The 16,051-nt window shown below is 54.6% G+C and carries 15 protein-coding genes, 2 tRNA genes and 1 pseudogene; 11 read left to right on the top strand and 7 right to left on the bottom strand.

Features of this window, described 5'->3' with window-relative positions:
* Nucleotides 1-212 (bottom strand): annotated as a pseudogene (locus B3Z49_RS09060) (2-isopropylmalate synthase); the annotation flags it as partial.
* 630 nt (nt 213-842) lie between these two features.
* Between B3Z49_RS09060 and B3Z49_RS09055 the strand changes: the two are divergent.
* Both B3Z49_RS09055 and B3Z49_RS09050 read left to right on the top strand, forming a co-directional pair.
* On the top strand, nt 843-1,466 hold the full coding sequence (locus B3Z49_RS09055; protein WP_296990168.1) for a LysE family translocator: 624 nt from the start codon (nt 843-845) through the stop codon (nt 1,464-1,466).
* A gap of 130 nt (nt 1,467-1,596) precedes the next feature.
* On the top strand, nt 1,597-1,929 hold the full coding sequence (locus B3Z49_RS09050) for a hypothetical protein (RefSeq protein WP_008892093.1): 333 nt from the start codon (nt 1,597-1,599) through the stop codon (nt 1,927-1,929).
* An 83-nt stretch (nt 1,930-2,012) separates the two neighbouring features.
* Here the strand turns inward: B3Z49_RS09050 and B3Z49_RS09045 are convergent, their stop codons facing one another.
* Nucleotides 2,013-3,047 carry a hypothetical protein gene (locus B3Z49_RS09045; protein ID WP_296990163.1) on the bottom strand — a complete coding sequence of 345 codons (1,035 nt, stop codon included), beginning with the start codon at nt 3,045-3,047 and terminating at the stop codon, nt 2,013-2,015.
* A 212-nt stretch (nt 3,048-3,259) separates the two neighbouring features.
* Nucleotides 3,260-4,285, bottom strand: coding sequence for a GGDEF domain-containing protein (locus tag B3Z49_RS09040; RefSeq protein WP_064789853.1), 1,026 nt, complete (start codon nt 4,283-4,285; stop codon nt 3,260-3,262).
* Nucleotides 4,286-4,829: 544 nt separating this feature from the next.
* Here B3Z49_RS09040 and B3Z49_RS09035 point away from each other — a divergent pair.
* The 3 genes from B3Z49_RS09035 (at nt 4,830) to B3Z49_RS09025 (ending at nt 6,775) form a co-directional block, all read left to right on the top strand.
* On the top strand, nt 4,830-5,555 hold the full coding sequence (locus B3Z49_RS09035) for a hypothetical protein (RefSeq protein WP_296990159.1): 726 nt from the start codon (nt 4,830-4,832) through the stop codon (nt 5,553-5,555).
* 200 nt (nt 5,556-5,755) lie between these two features.
* Complete coding sequence (locus B3Z49_RS09030; RefSeq protein ID WP_008892097.1) at nt 5,756-5,962, top strand: cold-shock protein; 207 nt, start codon at nt 5,756-5,758, stop codon at nt 5,960-5,962.
* Nucleotides 5,963-6,103: 141 nt separating this feature from the next.
* Entirely contained in the window at nt 6,104-6,775 is a 672-nt protein-coding gene (locus B3Z49_RS09025; RefSeq protein ID WP_296990149.1) for a 5-formyltetrahydrofolate cyclo-ligase, read from the top strand.
* 23 nt (nt 6,776-6,798) lie between these two features.
* On the opposite strand, the gene B3Z49_RS09020 is transcribed toward B3Z49_RS09025, so the two are convergent.
* The 3 genes from B3Z49_RS09020 to B3Z49_RS09010 form a co-directional block, all read right to left on the bottom strand.
* Nucleotides 6,799-7,164 (bottom strand): GFA family protein, encoded by a 366-nt coding sequence (locus B3Z49_RS09020; protein WP_197145383.1) that lies wholly within the window; start codon nt 7,162-7,164, stop codon nt 6,799-6,801.
* Between the two features lie 122 nt (nt 7,165-7,286).
* Nucleotides 7,287-7,360: transfer RNA gene (locus tag B3Z49_RS09015), tRNA-Gln, on the bottom strand.
* An 80-nt stretch (nt 7,361-7,440) separates the two neighbouring features.
* Nucleotides 7,441-7,514 (bottom strand) — tRNA-Gln (locus B3Z49_RS09010).
* A gap of 308 nt (nt 7,515-7,822) precedes the next feature.
* Here B3Z49_RS09010 and B3Z49_RS09005 point away from each other — a divergent pair.
* The 5 genes from B3Z49_RS09005 (at nt 7,823) to B3Z49_RS08985 (ending at nt 13,731) form a co-directional block, all read left to right on the top strand.
* Entirely contained in the window at nt 7,823-8,950 is a 1,128-nt protein-coding gene (locus B3Z49_RS09005) for a Ppx/GppA phosphatase family protein (protein WP_296990145.1), read from the top strand.
* A 60-nt stretch (nt 8,951-9,010) separates the two neighbouring features.
* Nucleotides 9,011-9,817 (top strand): RlmE family RNA methyltransferase, encoded by an 807-nt coding sequence (locus tag B3Z49_RS09000; protein ID WP_008892170.1) that lies wholly within the window; start codon nt 9,011-9,013, stop codon nt 9,815-9,817.
* A 188-nt stretch (nt 9,818-10,005) separates the two neighbouring features.
* Nucleotides 10,006-10,530 carry a PAS domain-containing protein gene (locus B3Z49_RS08995; protein ID WP_040824713.1) on the top strand — a complete coding sequence of 175 codons (525 nt, stop codon included), beginning with the start codon at nt 10,006-10,008 and terminating at the stop codon, nt 10,528-10,530.
* Nucleotides 10,531-10,727: 197 nt separating this feature from the next.
* Complete coding sequence (gene guaB, locus B3Z49_RS08990) at nt 10,728-12,194, top strand: IMP dehydrogenase (protein WP_296990140.1); 1,467 nt, start codon at nt 10,728-10,730, stop codon at nt 12,192-12,194.
* Nucleotides 12,195-12,393: 199 nt separating this feature from the next.
* The gene (locus tag B3Z49_RS08985; RefSeq protein ID WP_120225417.1) at nt 12,394-13,731 is read left to right on the top strand and encodes an RsmB/NOP family class I SAM-dependent RNA methyltransferase; all 1,338 of its coding nucleotides are present in this window, start codon (nt 12,394-12,396) and stop codon (nt 13,729-13,731) included.
* Nucleotides 13,732-13,862: 131 nt separating this feature from the next.
* Here B3Z49_RS08985 and B3Z49_RS08980 read toward each other — a convergent pair whose 3' ends face one another.
* On the bottom strand, nt 13,863-14,156 hold the full coding sequence (locus tag B3Z49_RS08980) for a hypothetical protein (RefSeq protein WP_296990138.1): 294 nt from the start codon (nt 14,154-14,156) through the stop codon (nt 13,863-13,865).
* Nucleotides 14,157-14,446: 290 nt separating this feature from the next.
* On the opposite strand from B3Z49_RS08980, the gene guaA reads away from it, so the two are divergent.
* On the top strand, nt 14,447-16,000 hold the full coding sequence (guaA, locus tag B3Z49_RS08975; RefSeq protein WP_296990135.1) for a glutamine-hydrolyzing GMP synthase: 1,554 nt from the start codon (nt 14,447-14,449) through the stop codon (nt 15,998-16,000).
* Nucleotides 16,001-16,051 lie beyond the last annotated feature (51 nt).

Below are 16,051 nucleotides of genomic sequence, written 5' to 3'. Positions count from 1 at the left end.
CCTTTGACCTGCTTGGCGATTTCATGGACGGACTGGAAGTCGCCGTTCGATGCGATGGCAAAGCCTGCTTCGATGACATCAACCTTCAGTTCCGCCAGTGCGTGCGCCACGCGCAGCTTTTCATCAAGCGTCATCGATGCACCCGGGGACTGTTCCCCGTCACGCAGGGTGGTGTCGAAAATGATGACGCGATTGTCGTTTGCACTAGCCATTATCTTGTTTCCTGATCAAACGGGTCTTTGCCCGGTATGTAAATTCTGTCTGGAAGGAGTGCGGGCCGTCTGGCGCGACTTTTTCCCCTGAGCTGCGGTAAATGGATCGACAAGCTATTCGTGTGATCCGGACCGGCATGATTCGCTCAGGGGCGAGTAAGTCGTAGAGCGCCTAGCTCTGCTAGACCAAGGAGACCGGAAATTAGGTTGAGGGCAGACAGCGCAAGCGCGCGCGAAGCGGTGGCTTCGGCACGGTCGGCATATGCATCAATGTTGCAAATGTCTGCGGTCATCGGTCTTCATCAATTGGCTTTGGATGCCAGCTGTTGCTGGCGACGTCCACAATTTCGTCGGCGGGCCCCTTCAGGTCAAGTAATTTTTGTACCTTTTGGTCTGTTTTTTGAGTGGAATTTAGCGGCGCCGGGTTTGGCTCGTGCATTTCTGTTACGATATTCGGGCCATTGTGCTGTTTTGGTGGGGGCCGACACGGCAACCGAAATGTCATTTCGGCCATACCAAAAAGATACTGGTCGGAATTTGTCTAATCGGGTAGTGATTTCGTCCCTGATGACGTCACGCCCCCAATGGTGACGGTCAGGGCGGAACGCCATCCAAGCCACAGGAACCATTATGCTGAGTTTGTCGTTGATCGGGGCCTTCATCCCCACGGCCTTCTTTGTCTCCATTACGCCGGGTATGTGCATGACACTTGCGCTGACCCTTGGCATGACAATTGGTCTGAAACGCACACTCTGGATGATGGTGGGCGAACTGATCGGTGTGGGCATTGTGGTCGTTGCCTCGGCACTGGGCGTGGCGGCGATCATGCTGCAATATCCGGCCGTGTTCGCGGTGTTTAAGTATATCGGCGGGGCCTATCTGGCGTGGCTTGGCATTCAGTTGTGGCGTTCGCGCGGGCGCATGGCAATTTCCGGCGAAGTCGAAGGTGCCAAGACAGCAACAGCAGCCGGGCTGGCAGCACAGGGCTTTGTGACCGCGATTGCCAACCCCAAGGGCTGGGCATTCATGATTTCCCTGCTGCCGCCATTTATCAGTTTGCAGCATCCCATCGCGCCGCAGCTTTCGGTGCTGGTTGGGATCATTCTGGTTACCGAACTGATCTGCATGACGATGTATGCCACCGGTGGGCGGTCGTTGCGTCGCTTCCTTGAAAAAAGCGGTAACGTGCGCATCCTCAACCGTGTCGCCGGAACACTGATGATCGGCGTTGGCATCTGGTTGGCAAGCAGCTGATCTGGTGATCGTTTGCGGCGTTTGGTTGTGCTTTGGGCATTATTTCAACGCGTTGCCTGAATTTGATGTTTGTTTTGTTGTTTCATCATAACAATATGTAATCAAACAACTGTTTTGAGGATTTCCGAGCATGCGCGAGATACGCTGTATCGTTTTCGAGGACGGCGAACTGATCAAGGCAATTCTGGCCCATGGTCGACGCACTGGCAAAGCGCTTCCGCCCGGTCAGATCAGCAGCTTTGAGGTGGAACGCAAACCGGAAGTCATCGCGCGTATGACGGTTACTTCTGATGAAGGTCAAAAGCTGATTGTGCCAACCGCAGGCGCAGAGCTTGCCGCTGCGATGATTGCCTATTGCATTGATCGCAAGGTCCCCGTGCCGGCAAATGCGTCAAAGTCGATTGCGGTTCTGGATGATCATGTGGCGCTTAAAATCACCATGACCGGTGAGAAGGCCCGCTAAGGCAGGTCGACAAGGCAGCTTAGAGACACAAAAGGCGCGCTTGAACAGCGCGCCTTTTTCTATTCCCAGCAGGGCGGGCAGGGTTACCACTGCATCATCTTGCCTTTGAGCTTGCCCATGCGTTCGTCTTCGTTCTTGAAGCTGTGTTGTTCGGAAACGCCGTCCTGCACCTTGGTCATCAGCAGCCATTGCTTGACCTTCATGAAGCGCGGGGCCAGGAACTGATAGGTCTGCTTGACCAGATTGACAGCCTTGGGACCGCGTTCCAGTTCAAGCTCTTCCCACTGTTCTATCAGTGGTTCCCAAGCGCGCAGACGTTTATAAAGGTCATCACGCTGGCTTCGGATATATTGGCGCTGCGACGTGAAGTTACGCAGAACTGACATGATTTCGCCGGTATTGGCATCCAGTTCGTCAAACGTGTTTTCGAACTTCTTCTTGGCATCATCAAGCAGGCGAATAGCCTGTGTGACGGTTTCGAGAACACCTTTTTCATGTGCATAGATGCGGCGAAGGTCCTGCAATTTGCGATCCACCATCAGGATCTTGCGATACTTCACGCGGAGCGTCTCAATATAGGACAGCTCATCAGCGACCTGATGCACAAGATTGACGACTTCTTCGCGATTTTCTTTGCCAAACCCAAGCTTTTCGGCAACTTCGTCAAAAGCCTGGTTGATTTTCTTTTTGGTGTTCGGATCTTCGGCGATCTGCATCAGTTGATCCGGGTCGGTGATGAGTTCTTCGCTCCCCGACATCCAGGTTACCAACTGCATGGTAATACGGTTATAGGCAATCGCCTTGTGATCTTCGTCGACGGCCCATGATGCTTCACCGGTCAGAACTTCAAGCGGCAGATTGTCGCCCGGGCGCAGGACGTTGACAAAGTTAAGCGACTTGTCGATCAGACCGATCAACTCACCATCCGCAGAGTTCGGATCGATGTCGAATTCGCGACAAATGGCCTTAAGTGGCAAAGACACAACCGATCCTTCTGCCATTTTCAGGACAAAAAGAGCTTCGTCTGAGATATCAGACTTCTGAAAGTGGCATTCCTCGAACGTTTTGAAAATCTTGTGCGTTAGCTGGATTTTACGTTCGCTATTGGGTGTCTTCATCTGCTTCTCCGCCCTGCAAAGCCGGTGCAACATATTACTATGTTGTACATCGCAGGTCCGATTGTTAGGTCATCGGTTCTGCTCTTTTGGCCTATTCGGACATGTGTGTTAGCTCGGTGTCTTGGTCGGTTCTTGGTTTTGTCTTCGAACTCTCTGTTTTCAGAGATGTCTTCATTCATGCCCTGTTTTGACGTGGTCCGCCAGAGCGCTTCCTACTGCGTGACGCAGGTGTTCCTGCCATCCTGCTTTGCCATATAAAGCGCTTTGTCCGCACGGTCCACAAACTCCATTATATTCTCTCCAAGATTATAGGCCGTCAAGCCAATTGAAACGGTTAACTTGCCGAAATCCTTGCCGGTTTTTTTGTTTATAATATGTTGGTTTGACACGTTTTGTCGCAACTTGTTGGCAAGCTTTGCCGCGTTCTCCGGCTCGGTATCGGGCAGGATGATCGCAAACTCTTCGCCGCCATAACGGGCAACCGTGTCTGCACCCTTTGTCGAACTGACCAGCACCCGCGCCACAGCCTTCAGGACCCCGTCACCGGCACGGTGCCCGAAATTATCGTTGAATTCCTTGAAGTGATCGATGTCGATCATCAAAAGCGATAATGGCGCGCCGGACTCCATTGTCGTCGTCACCGCATCGCGAAGCGACGTGTCAAAATTCTTGCGGTTGGCAATCCCGGTCAAGGTGTCGGTCAGGGCATCCCGGCGGACAAGCTCAAGCTCGGTACGGACCCTGAGAACTTCCTTGTGATATTCCTCAAGACTGCCGTTAAAGGAGCTATATGTATCGCGCGCTTTGCTGGATCTTTCCGACAAGCCACGGCTGACAGACCGGGCGTCCTCCAATGAGATGTCCGAGGCCAGCAACTGCTGTGATGCGACCTCGATATCGCCACAGAAAGTATCCGTCTCCCGCATGACCGACGTTACCGCCATTTCCACACGTTCGACAGCGGACTGCAGCCCCTCGACCCCTTGTTTCAGATGCTGTTGCATCGCGTGGGTGCCGAGGTACTTGTGGTAAATCCGGAAAACAGTCTCTTCATCAAGATCCTGCGTGTTGCGGATCAAGACCTTGATCAACTGACTGAGTTCGGGCACCTCGTCTGTCAGGTAGCTGTAGAAAACATGGTAAACCTGTGGCGTCGGCTGCAAGTTGAGCTCGTTGACGAGCGCCATAACGTTGTGCGCAATGTCGCGTGGGTTTGCGATCTTGGTTGTCGCTGTCACTTCCTGTTATCCGATCCGAATATCATGTCCATTCAGTCAAGCGTGTCCCAACTTAAACCCTGCATCGCTACTAACCGATGCTCTAGGGTGCCCGTGCACATTTAGGTGCAAGATATACTTTTTATATTAGGCTTGCTCTATCATCGTCTAAAGCAAGGGGCTTTGTCACGCACTTCTACCCCTCAGACGATGACAAATTCAGACATTCCGAATGAATGGCTTTCTAATTGTCAGGTGACAACGGCGTCTTGCGCTTGACGCCTGAAAAGTCGGTAACGGCGTATACGACGCCGGATCGTGGAGTGATCACTGCGGCCGCCATGAAAATCTGCTGATTTTATCCATTTTCAGGCTGTCCGGCCATCTGGCCCAATTTGGCGCAAGAACTTCATTTCATCCTTCCTGACTGTGAGCGGGGCAGTCTTTCTATTATCACTATCTGGTATTCAGATCGGGCGACCTTATATGGCTATTAGTCGAATGTTGCCCGGGAACGGCTTGCGCGTGACGGCATCTGTAATAACCACGAGGGCAGGGCGTTTAATTGATCCTTGTTACCAGCCGAATAGCGATGCGAGCAGCCCTGTTTGTCGGGCTTTTTGTTGTCTGCGGTCTTGGTGTTTCTGGTGCGCACGCAGCTGATGCGGTGCGGGTTGCCAGCAATATCGTGTTTGACACCAAATGGAGCCGATATGCTCTTCCCGGTCAGCGGCGGTTTATTACCCTGCTTGGCGCGCAACAGCGTCCGGTTGCCTTTGACGTTTTTCCCTATAACCGTTTTCGCGATGCGCTTGATGCGGGGCTGACCGACTGTATTCTTGCATCCCACCCGGCACGTTTTGAAGACACCATTGCCTCAAAAAGCAAGGTTCGCTTCGAACTTCGCGTCTTCCAGCATATCGGTGCCGATATCCGGACCCTGCCGCAGGTCGATATCGGAATCCTTGCCAATCTGCCAAGGCCGAGTCTGTCGCTGCGTGGTGAGATCGTCTGGCATGATCTCGGAAGTCTCGAGCAGGCTGTCGAGCTGCTTGCGGCCGGGCGGCTGACTGGGATCATCGGTGACAGCACCAATATCCGCATGTTTGGTCGCACCGATATCATCGAGGCCGAGCTGCCCCCGGTAATCACCGTCGACATCTCGCTGATCTGCCGCGATACAGAACCTTTACGGGAATTCGTTTCGGCATTTGATTCATCTATGGGTGTGTCTGGTTCCGGGCAGGTGCCGCATGGTGACCTGCGTCACATGGTCGATTACGCGTGGTAGCGAAAAAAGAACTTCATGCATGAATCCATTGCACTAAGCCGAAAATTGGGTAATTATTGAAACGATGCAGTGCATCTTTCAAGTGTGTGGTCGCTCTCTGGTTGATGGTGGTTGCGCTTTTGGTCGGTGTAATGCAGGGACTGTTTTCATGCATTCCTGACTTTGGGGATGCGCATACTAAACTAAGGACGACTACGGATATGGCTACCGGAACGGTTAAGTGGTTCAATGCGACCAAGGGTTATGGCTTCATCACCCCGGACGAGGGCGGCAAAGATGCATTCGTGCACATCACCGCTGTTCAGCGTGCTGGTCTGCAGGGACTTGATGAAGGGCAGAAAATTCAGTTTGAGCTGATTGAAGGTCGCAACGGCCGCATGTCGGCAGAAGAACTCGCCATTCTCTAAATTTCTATCTGGCTTGCAGCTTTCTTTGCTGACAACCGTTAACGCGCCGGCCTTCCGGCGCGTTATGCGTTTTTGGGGCCCGCTTGTTGGTGTCGCCTGAACGCGTGACTTTTATCAAAGCAGCAAACTCTCCGGGCATTCATGATCCTTGACCTTCCTGCCGCACCTGTTGGCGGTGATGCAACCACACAGTCGGAATGGCGCCACACGGTCAGGCGGGCTTTGCTTGGCTGGCGCGCCGGGCTTGATGCGCAAACCCACCAAAAACTTTCCGATCAAATCCGTGGTCATTTCGCGACCTTCCTAAAGGATCGTCCCGCCGCAACTATTGGTTTTTATTGGCCGATCCAGAACGAAATTGATCTGCGTCCGGTGGTCAAGGCCCATGTCAAATCAGGCGGTAAGGCAGCCCTTCCGGTGGTTCCAGGCAAGGATCAGGCGATGATCTTTCATGACTGGACGCCAGATACCGAAATGGTGTCGGGCTTTGCACGGATCCCCGAACCGGCCAATAGCAAGGAAGTCGCTGTAAATGTGCTTCTGGCCCCATTGGTCGGGTTCGACCTAGCAGGGTATCGTCTGGGATATGGCGGCGGGTTTTTTGACCGGACACTGGCGACGCTTACGCGAAAGCCGTTGGTGGTTGGTATCGGATTTGAAGCCACCCGGCTTGATGACATTCTTCCGCATCAATATGACGTGCCTGTCGATGTTCTGATCACCGAACACGGGACGCGCTATATTGACGGGCAGGCCACAGCTGATGCGGACAAGCCCGATCAAACATCACCGCCTTGCCATTTAAGTGACTAGGCAGCGTTGCGGCGATTGATGGTTCAGTCGCGATCGTAAAGGTGTTTGACAGGAAATTCCGGGAGCCACTTTTCGCGCCGGATCGTCCAGAGCTCATAGGTCGGGATGAACTGATCCGGGGCATCCATCGCGCCCAGATGAAGCTCGATCTCGTCATCGCTGCATGAAAACACCGACGATCCGCAATCAGGACAGAAATGCCGCCCCTGATAACTTTGGGTCTTTCCGGTAATCTCGACCGCCGTTTCCGGAAAAATGGCCGAGGCATGAAACAGAGCCCCGTGATGCTTGCGGCAATCCATACAGTGACACAGCCCGACCCGAAGCGGTTCACTTACTGTCTCAAAGCGGATTTTACCGCACAGGCAGCCACCAGAAACCTTCTTCATGCAACGTCCCCGTCCAAAATAGATGCCATCAATGATCAGGCACTTTAAATCGAACGTGTTCGCGCTGCAATTCAGCGACATTGCGGTTGGTCGAAAAGTGTCGTGGGAAGGTTGATGCAAAGTGGCTGGGGAACCTGGATTCGAACCAGGACTGACGGAGTCAGAGTCCGTAGGTCTACCGTTAACCTATTCCCCAACAGAACTTTGCGTACGTCATTTATAGCCCGGAACGTACAAATTGCAGGACGAAGAATGCGCTGCGATGTCCGGAAAGGTTGGCTGGGGAACCTGGATTCGAACCAGGACTGACGGAGTCAGAGTCCGTAGGTCTACCGTTAACCTATTCCCCAACAAAACTTGCTCCACCGTGCGCGACGTGCGGCGCGGTGTGGGCCGCTATGTATAAAACCCGCCCGGTTTTGGCAACCCCTTTTTTGTTTCCATCTGGTCAACCATGCGATTACCGCATACGGGATTTGCCTTGCCGGGGATTGTCGTTACACTCATATAGTTGATTCGCGATATCGTCACATAAATATCATGATGATCCGCAATATAGAAATTATGCGCGTAACAGAAGGCAGGTTTTCGAACGGTGAAGCACCAATCCCCTCATAGCAACTCGCACAGGGGCAGCAGCCCGGCAGGCGGCGCTGCGATGGGCGGGCATGCCGTGCTTGATGGCCCCGATAAACCGGGCATGCCGCAACCGGGAACCGCCGTTCAGGTCCCCGACGGTGGCGCGAAATCATCGCGCATCGTCGATTGCATTACAGCCCCGCTTTATGCCGCGATTGATTTGGGCAGTTCAAACTGCCGACTTCTGGTCGCGCGTCCGTGCAATGATGGCTTCAAGGTGATTGATGCCTTTTCGCGTGTCGTGCGCCTTGGCGAAGGTGTGCGTGAAAAGGGCTATCTGTGTGAGGCGGCCATGGACCGGGCGATTGATGCGCTTCGGGTCTGTGCCAAAAAACTGCGCCGCCATCCGGGGGCAAAGCTTCGTGCCGTTGCAACCGAGGCCTGCCGCACAGCCAATAACCGTGATGAATTTGTTCGTCGCGTTTTCGATGAAACCGGTATCTCGCTTGATATCATCAATCCGGATGAAGAAAGCCGTCTGGCGCTTCAGGCCTGCTCGGCCCTTCTGGACGAACGGCCCTATGCGGTGGTGTTTGATATTGGCGGTGGCAGTACAGAGATCTGCTGGATCAAGGTCGACAAGACCGGCAAGACCCAGTGCATTGAAACCCTGTCCATGCCATGCGGTGTTCTGTGCCTGACCGAACGTTATGCCACGGTCGAGGAACGCCGCGAACGGTTTGAAGCCATGCGCACCGAAATTCGCCAGCGTCTTGAAGAATTTGCCAAGCGTAATTGCTGCTCGGACATGCTTGATGATGACAAGGTGCAGATGGTTGGCACATCGGGGACCGTCACCACATTCTGTGGCATCGCCCTCGGACTTGAACGGTATGAACGTCACAAGGTCGATGGGTCTGATCTGCGGTTTGATGATGCGGAACGTGTGACCGAGCTTTTGCTGCGCATGGGATCGGACAAACGCAAGGGCCATCCGTGCATTGGCAATCAGCGCGCCGAACTGATGGATGCCGGGGCGGCGATCTTTGCAGCGATTCGTGATATCTGGCCTTTGGCGACGCTTAAGGTTGCTGATCGTGGGCTTCGAGAAGGCATTCTGGTCGATTTGATGCGCGCAGATGGCCACGCTATTGACCCATGCGACGCACGCCGTCATACAGTGTCGCATATTCCGGCTTCCACCTGATCGGTTGACATCCATGTCCCGGCAGGTCAGGCCAAAACAGAATTCAGTTCAGGATAAATCATGAGCGACAATCGCAGCGGAAAAGGCGGGCAGCGCCGCCGCAAGGGTTCGGCCATTGCAGCCATCGACACCGGCGCACGCCGTGGCCTGCGTACGCGTGTAAAAAGTGCCAAGGGGCGCAAGATTTCCTCTACCCGCTGGCTTGATCGCCAACTCAATGACCCGTATGTGCAAGAAGCCAAGCGTCTTGGCTATCGTTCGCGTGCGGCCTTCAAGCTGATTGAAATCAATAACCAGTTTGATCTGCTGCAACCGGGCATGCGCATCGTTGACCTTGGTGCGGCCCCTGGCGGCTGGACGCAGGTGGCGGTGGATATGGTCGGCTCCAAACATGGCAAGGGCCAGGTTGTCGGCCTTGATATCCTTGAATGGGAAGGCATTTCGGGTGCGACCTGTTTGCAGGCCGATTTCCTTGATCCCAAGGCGCCGGACATGATCAAGCACGAATTGCAGGGCGCGGTTGATGCTGTGATTTCCGATATGTCACCGGAAACCACCGGTCACCGTCAGACCGACCACATTCGTATTATTGATCTGGTCGAACATGCTTTGCTGTTTGCCGAGGAAGTTCTGGCACCGGGCGGCATTTTCATTGCCAAGGTGTTCAAGGGCGGTACCGAGAACGAGCTTCTTGACCGTGTCAAAAAGAACTTCCGGGTGACCAAGCATGCCAAACCACCAGCATCCCGCCCCGAAAGTCCCGAGGCTTACCTGATCGCAACCGGTTTCCGCGGCCAGAACAACGCCGAGGACGACATCAAGAATGCCGAAATCCGCGAAGACGACAACTGGTCGCCGATCGAATAAGCATCAATAAATTATTCCAATATCCACAATGGGATAGACTGGAATAGTTATAATTCTTCAGGCATTGTTGCGTTACATCAAACCCTGATCGCGCCCAAGGCGTTAATGATCAAGGTGGCAAGAAGTTAATCTTGCATTCCGGGTGGAACGGGCCATGTGGGGTGGCCATTGCTTGTGGGGTTTATCTGATGAAACAGGACAATCTTAGCCTGACAGGGGTGGAGCGTCATTTTGACGAGCATGAGATCATCGTCTCAAAGACCGATCTCAAGGGCAGGATTACATATGCCAATGACACGTTCCTGCGTGTCGCCGGATACCGTGAACGCGATATCCTTGGTCAGCCACACAGCATCATCCGCCATCCCGATATGCCAAGGTCGGTCTTTGCCCTGCTGTGGCAAACCATTGAGGCCGGGCGCGAGATTTTCGCCTATGTGATCAATCGCAGTGCCAATGGCGACCATTATTGGGTCTTGGCAAACGTTACGCCAAGCTTCGGTCCGGATGGCAAGATCATCGGGTATCATTCTAACCGCCGGGTGCCGCGTCGTGATGCGGTCGAAAAGGTCATTCCGCTTTACAAGGCGCTGTGTGAAGAAGAGGCCAAGGAAGCCAACCGCAAGGAAGGCATGGCGCGCGGGATCAAGATGGTCACTGACCTTCTGAATGACGCTGGCATGGATTACGACCAGTTTGTCTTTAGCCTTTAGGTCTGCGTTTCCAAGGCTTGCATTCGCGGAAATGAAAAAGGGGCTCGCCTGACGGCAGCCCCATCGACCAGTTTCTAACGGAATGCGCAAAATAAAGCATCAATAAAATCACAGGGCTGTTATGGGCGCACAAAACTTGGCATTTGGGGCATAACGTGTATAAATTCCGCGCCAACTCAGATTAACGAGGTGGCCAGATGACCCGCATTGCCGAAGCCCTGACGTTTGACGACGTATTGATCAAACCCGCAGCATCAGAAGTGCTGCCTGCTCAGGTGCAGACCAACACCCGCATTACCAAGAATATTGAACTCAGAATCCCGCTGCTTTCCTCGGCAATGGATACCGTTACCGAGAGTGCAATGGCGATTGTCATGGCACAGCATGGCGGCATGGGGGTCATTCACAAGAACCTCGATATCGCTCAGCAGGCCGAAGAAGTTCGCCGCGTGAAAAAGTTCGAATCGGGTATGGTCGTCAACCCGATCACCATTCATCCCGATCAAACGCTTGCCGATGCGCTCGACCTGATGGATGCCAACCACATTTCCGGTATTCCGGTTGTCGAACGTGGTTCGAACAAGCTGGTCGGCATTCTGACCAACCGCGATGTTCGTTTTGCTTCCAACCGCGCACAGCCGGTTTCCGAACTGATGACCCACGAAGGTCTGGTCACGGTCACCGAGAATGTCGATACCACCGAAGCCAAGAAACTCCTTCACCAGCACCGCATCGAAAAGCTGCTTGTTGTGGATGAAGCCTATCGTTGCACAGGCCTGATCACGGTCAAGGACATCGAAAAAGCCAAACTCCACCCGAACGCCTGTAAAGATGAAAGCGGTCGCCTGCGCGTTGCCGCAGCAACCGGTGTCGGCGAGGCCGGCTTTGAACGCGCCGCAGCCCTGATTGAGGCTGGCGTTGACGTTCTGGTCATTGATACCGCCCACGGCCATTCGGCTGGCGTGATCAAGGCGGTCGAACAGATCAAGGCCCAGGTTGGCGATACCCAGATCATTGCCGGTAACGTCGCCACTGCAGACGCCGTAAAGGCGCTGGCAGAGGCCGGTGCAGATGCGGTCAAGGTCGGTATCGGCCCGGGCTCGATCTGTACGACCCGTATCGTTGCCGGTGTTGGCGTGCCACAGCTGACCGCTGTTCTTGAATGTGGTGAAATGGCCCACAAGCTTGGTGTGCCGATCATCGCGGATGGCGGCATCAAGTTTTCGGGCGACATTGCCAAGGCGATGGCGGCCGGTGCAAGCACCTGCATGGTCGGATCGCTTCTGGCCGGTACCGACGAAGCCCCGGGTGAAGTCATCCTGTATCAGGGCCGTTCGTACAAATCCTATCGCGGGATGGGCTCTGTCGGTGCGATGGCACGTGGCTCGGCTGACCGTTATTTCCAGCAGGATGTTCAAGACAACCTTAAACTGGTTCCCGAAGGCATCGAAGGCCGCGTTCCTTACAAAGGCCCGGCTGGTCAGATCATCCATCAGCTGGTTGGTGGTCTTAAGGCATCCATGGGCTATACAGGTTCGGCAACGCTTGCGGACTTCCGCGAACGTGCAGAATTTGTTCGCATCACCAATGCAGGCCTGCGTGAAAGCCATGCGCACGACGTGACCATCACCCGCGAAGCGCCGAACTATCGTCCGGGCGGCTGATGGGTTTGCGCCTGCTGATTGGCTGACCAGCCTTGCGTTTGACGCTGTTGGCGAATGGTCTTTGCCATGATATGAGGCGCATTCAAATTTCGATGACGGCAGGCCTTCCTGCCGTCATCAGCTTTTTTATCGTAGAGTGATTGTTTGCTTCCCATATGCGAAGCAGTCTTTCACCCGCAAACAGGTTGGATTTTACGCTTTGAAACCCGGTGCCCGCATAGCAGCCGTTATCGAACTTTACGATGGCTGGACCCATAACCGAGATGACGCTGACCGCGTTGTGTCAGGCTATTTCGGATCACGCCGGTATATCGGCGGCGGGGATCGTCGTGAAATCAGCGAACGTTTCTATAACCTGATCCGTCATCAGGCCCGTCTGGGCTGGTGGCTGGCGGAATGCGATTATCAGTTCCAGGATGGTCGTGCGCGCATGATCGCCGATCTGGTGTTGCATGACGGTTTGACAACCAGCGAAATCGAAGACCGTTTCTGCGGCGAACAATTCTGCCCCGACATATTGCGTCCCAATGAAAAGCATTTGATCAACAAGCTTTCTGGCAAAACACTTGATCATGATGCGCAGCCCGGTGCGGTAAAGGCCGAATTGCCGAAATGGCTTTATACCGAACTGATGAAGCTGCATCACGAAAACCTTGCAGCCGAAATGGCGGCGTACAACCAGCCAGCCAAACTTGACCTGCGTGTGAACCGCTTGCGCGGGACTGTCGAAGACGCAATCAAGTCGCTGAAGGCTGATGGCATCAAGGATATCGAACGCACGCCCTATGCGCCCAATGGCCTTCGTTTGCCGCTTGGTTTGAACATGCTTGTCACGGCCGCCTACAAAGACGGCCTGATCGAAATCCAGGACGAAGCATCGCAGATTTGCGTGCATCTGGTCGATGCCAAGCCGGGCATGACGATTTTGGATATGTGTGCTGGCGGTGGCGGCAAGACGCTTGGCCTTGCAGCAGACATGCGCGGCAAGGGCCGTATCCTTGCCTGTGATACCCATGGCGGTCGTTTGGACAATGCGCGCAAGCGTGCACGTCGTGCCGGGGCAGGCGATTGCATTCAACAACGCATCATTGCCGATGAACGTGACAGCTGGCTGCGTAACAAGTCGGGCTTCTTTGACCGGGTGTTGCTTGATGTGCCGTGCTCGGGCCTTGGGACGCTGCGTCGTAACCCCGCACTGCGCTGGCGGATTGGGCAGCGTGACCTGCGCGGCCTGATGGCTGAACAAAGCAAAATCCTTAAGGCCGGTGCCGCCAAGGTCACCAAGGGCGGGCGCCTGATTTATGCGACCTGCTCGATCATGCCCGAGGAAAACGAACGTCTGATCGAAACCTTCATGCGCGATCGCAAGGATTTCAAACCGGTGCCGGTTAATGAAATCTGGCCGGATGCGCCAAAATCAGTGCCTGTACCGGGTGGCAAGGACAAGCCGTGGCTGCGTTTGTCGCCAAACGTCCATGGCACGGATGGTTTCTTTGTTGCGGTGTTCGAACGCACTGCAAAAGGCAAGGTAAAGTAATGACACTGGCGGTAATGGCATATGGAAACCAGTCCCAGCCTCACACCGCCCTTGTTCTGCCTGCAAATCAAAAGGCCCTGCGAGTGATGCTCGCAGGGCCAATTTTGTTTAACCGTCAACGCGCTAATGCGTTACTCGGTGGTCTGTACCGGCTCGTCAAAGATGGTGCCGGTGCCGGTCGCGCTACCGTCGCTTCCTTTGGACGCGTCGCCGTTCTCAAGGTTTTTCATGCCCGGAACGATTTCTTCGGCGCTATCAGGGATCAGGTCTTTGCCGTTTTGCGCCGGTGCGGTTTCCTCGGTGCCAATGATCGGCAGGGTGGTGCCGTCGTCTTTCTGGGTCATGGCGATTGCGGTTGCCGTGCCGGCAATCAGAATAAGGCCCGCGACGGCCATGGCGATTTTGCTACCGGTGGAAGTGCTCATGATGATGTGTCCCTTGCGTTGATCAATCGTTTGATGCTCGTGCTTGGACGCGGTGTTTCCCGCGTTCCGTTAGCTCAGATACTGCGCGCCCATTGCGCGGAAAAAAGGGACCAATTGTGGGGTTTTCGGGGTGCTCTGCGCGCAAATCCGCCGCAATTGCACCGCGACACCCGTAACAACAAGACAAGTTTTTTGAATGCATCGTTGGGGGACCATCTGCGCCGGGTTGCCCATCACGATGGTTTGGCGTATGTACGGCGCAACCCAATCTTCGACGGAGATACGGCCCGATGACTGATCGCGTGCTGATTATTGATTTCGGATCCCAGGTCACCCAGCTGATTGCACGTCGCGTGCGCGAAAGCGGTGTCTATAGCGAGATCCATCCTTTTAACAACGTCTCGGACGCGTTCCTGGATGAATATGCCCCCAAGGCTGTCATTCTTTCGGGTGGCCCGGCATCTGTCCATTGGGACAAGGCCCCCTCGGCACCGGCAAAGGTGTTTGAGCTCGGCGTGCCGGTTCTGGGCATTTGCTATGGTCAGCAGACCATGGTCAATCAGCTGGGCGGCAAGGTTGCGACCTCTGACCATCGTGAATTCGGTCGCGCCTTTGTCGATGTGATCGAGGATTGCGATCTTTTCAAAGGTGTCTGGGCCGAGGGTGCCCGTGAACAGGTCTGGATGAGCCACGGCGACCGCGTTGATGCGCTGCCCGATGGTTTCCGCGTTGTTGGTAAATCCGAAGGCGCACCGTTTGCCGCCATCGCCAATGACGACAAGAAATTCTATGCCGTGCAGTTCCATCCGGAAGTGGTCCACACCCCGCATGGTGCGCAGCTTCTCAAGAACTTCACCCATGGTGTTGCCGGGTGTTCTGGCGACTGGACCATGAATGCCTATAAAGACGATGCGATCGACAAAATCCGCAAACAGGTCGGCGATGGCAAGGTCATCTGTGGTCTTTCGGGTGGTGTTGACAGCTCCGTCACGGCAGTTCTGATCCACGAAGCGATTGGCGATCAGCTGACCTGCGTATTTGTGGATCATGGCTTCATGCGTTCGGGCGAGGCCGATCAGGTTGTGACCCTGTTCCGTGACCACTACAACATTCCGCTTGTGCATGTTGATGCGTCCGACACCTTCATCGGTGCCATCGAAGGCGAAACCGACCCGGAAGTAAAACGCAAAACCATTGGCCGTCTGTTCATCGAAGTGTTTGAAGAAGAAGCCAAGAAAATCGGTGGTGCAGACTTCCTGGCACAGGGAACGCTTTATCCCGACGTGATCGAAAGTGTGTCCTTCACCGGTGGCCCGTCGGTCACCATCAAGTCGCACCATAACGTTGGCGGCCTTCCGGAACGCATGAACATGAAGCTGGTCGAACCGCTTCGTGAATTGTTCAAGGACGAAGTCCGCGATTTGGGCCGTGAACTCGGCCTACCTGACAGCTTTGTTGGCCGTCACCCGTTCCCTGGACCGGGCCTTGCCATCCGTATCCCGGGCCAGCCGATCACGCGTGAAAAGCTTGATGTGCTCCGCAAGGCTGATGCGATCTATCTCGAAGAAATCCGCAATGCCGGTTTGTATGATGCCATTTGGCAGGCTTTCGCCGTCCTGCTGCCAGTCCGTACCGTTGGCGTCATGGGCGATGGTCGTACATACGATTACGCGTGCGCCTTGCGTGCCGTGACCTCAACCGACGGCATGACCGCGGACTTCTTCCCGTTCCCGCCAGAACTGCTCGGCCGCATTGCCAACCGCATCATCAATGAAGTCAACGGCATCAACCGCGTGACCTACGACTTCACCTCGAAACCACCGGGAACGATTGAGTGGGAATAAGTTTTCCGATAGCGGAAACAACAAACGGCGCGTCCTATGGGCGCGCCGTTT

The organism is Thalassospira sp. UBA1131, assembly GCF_002311515.1.
Classification (GTDB): domain Bacteria; phylum Pseudomonadota; class Alphaproteobacteria; order Rhodospirillales; family Thalassospiraceae; genus Thalassospira.
This window is presented reverse-complemented; position numbering and strand designations above follow the sequence as displayed.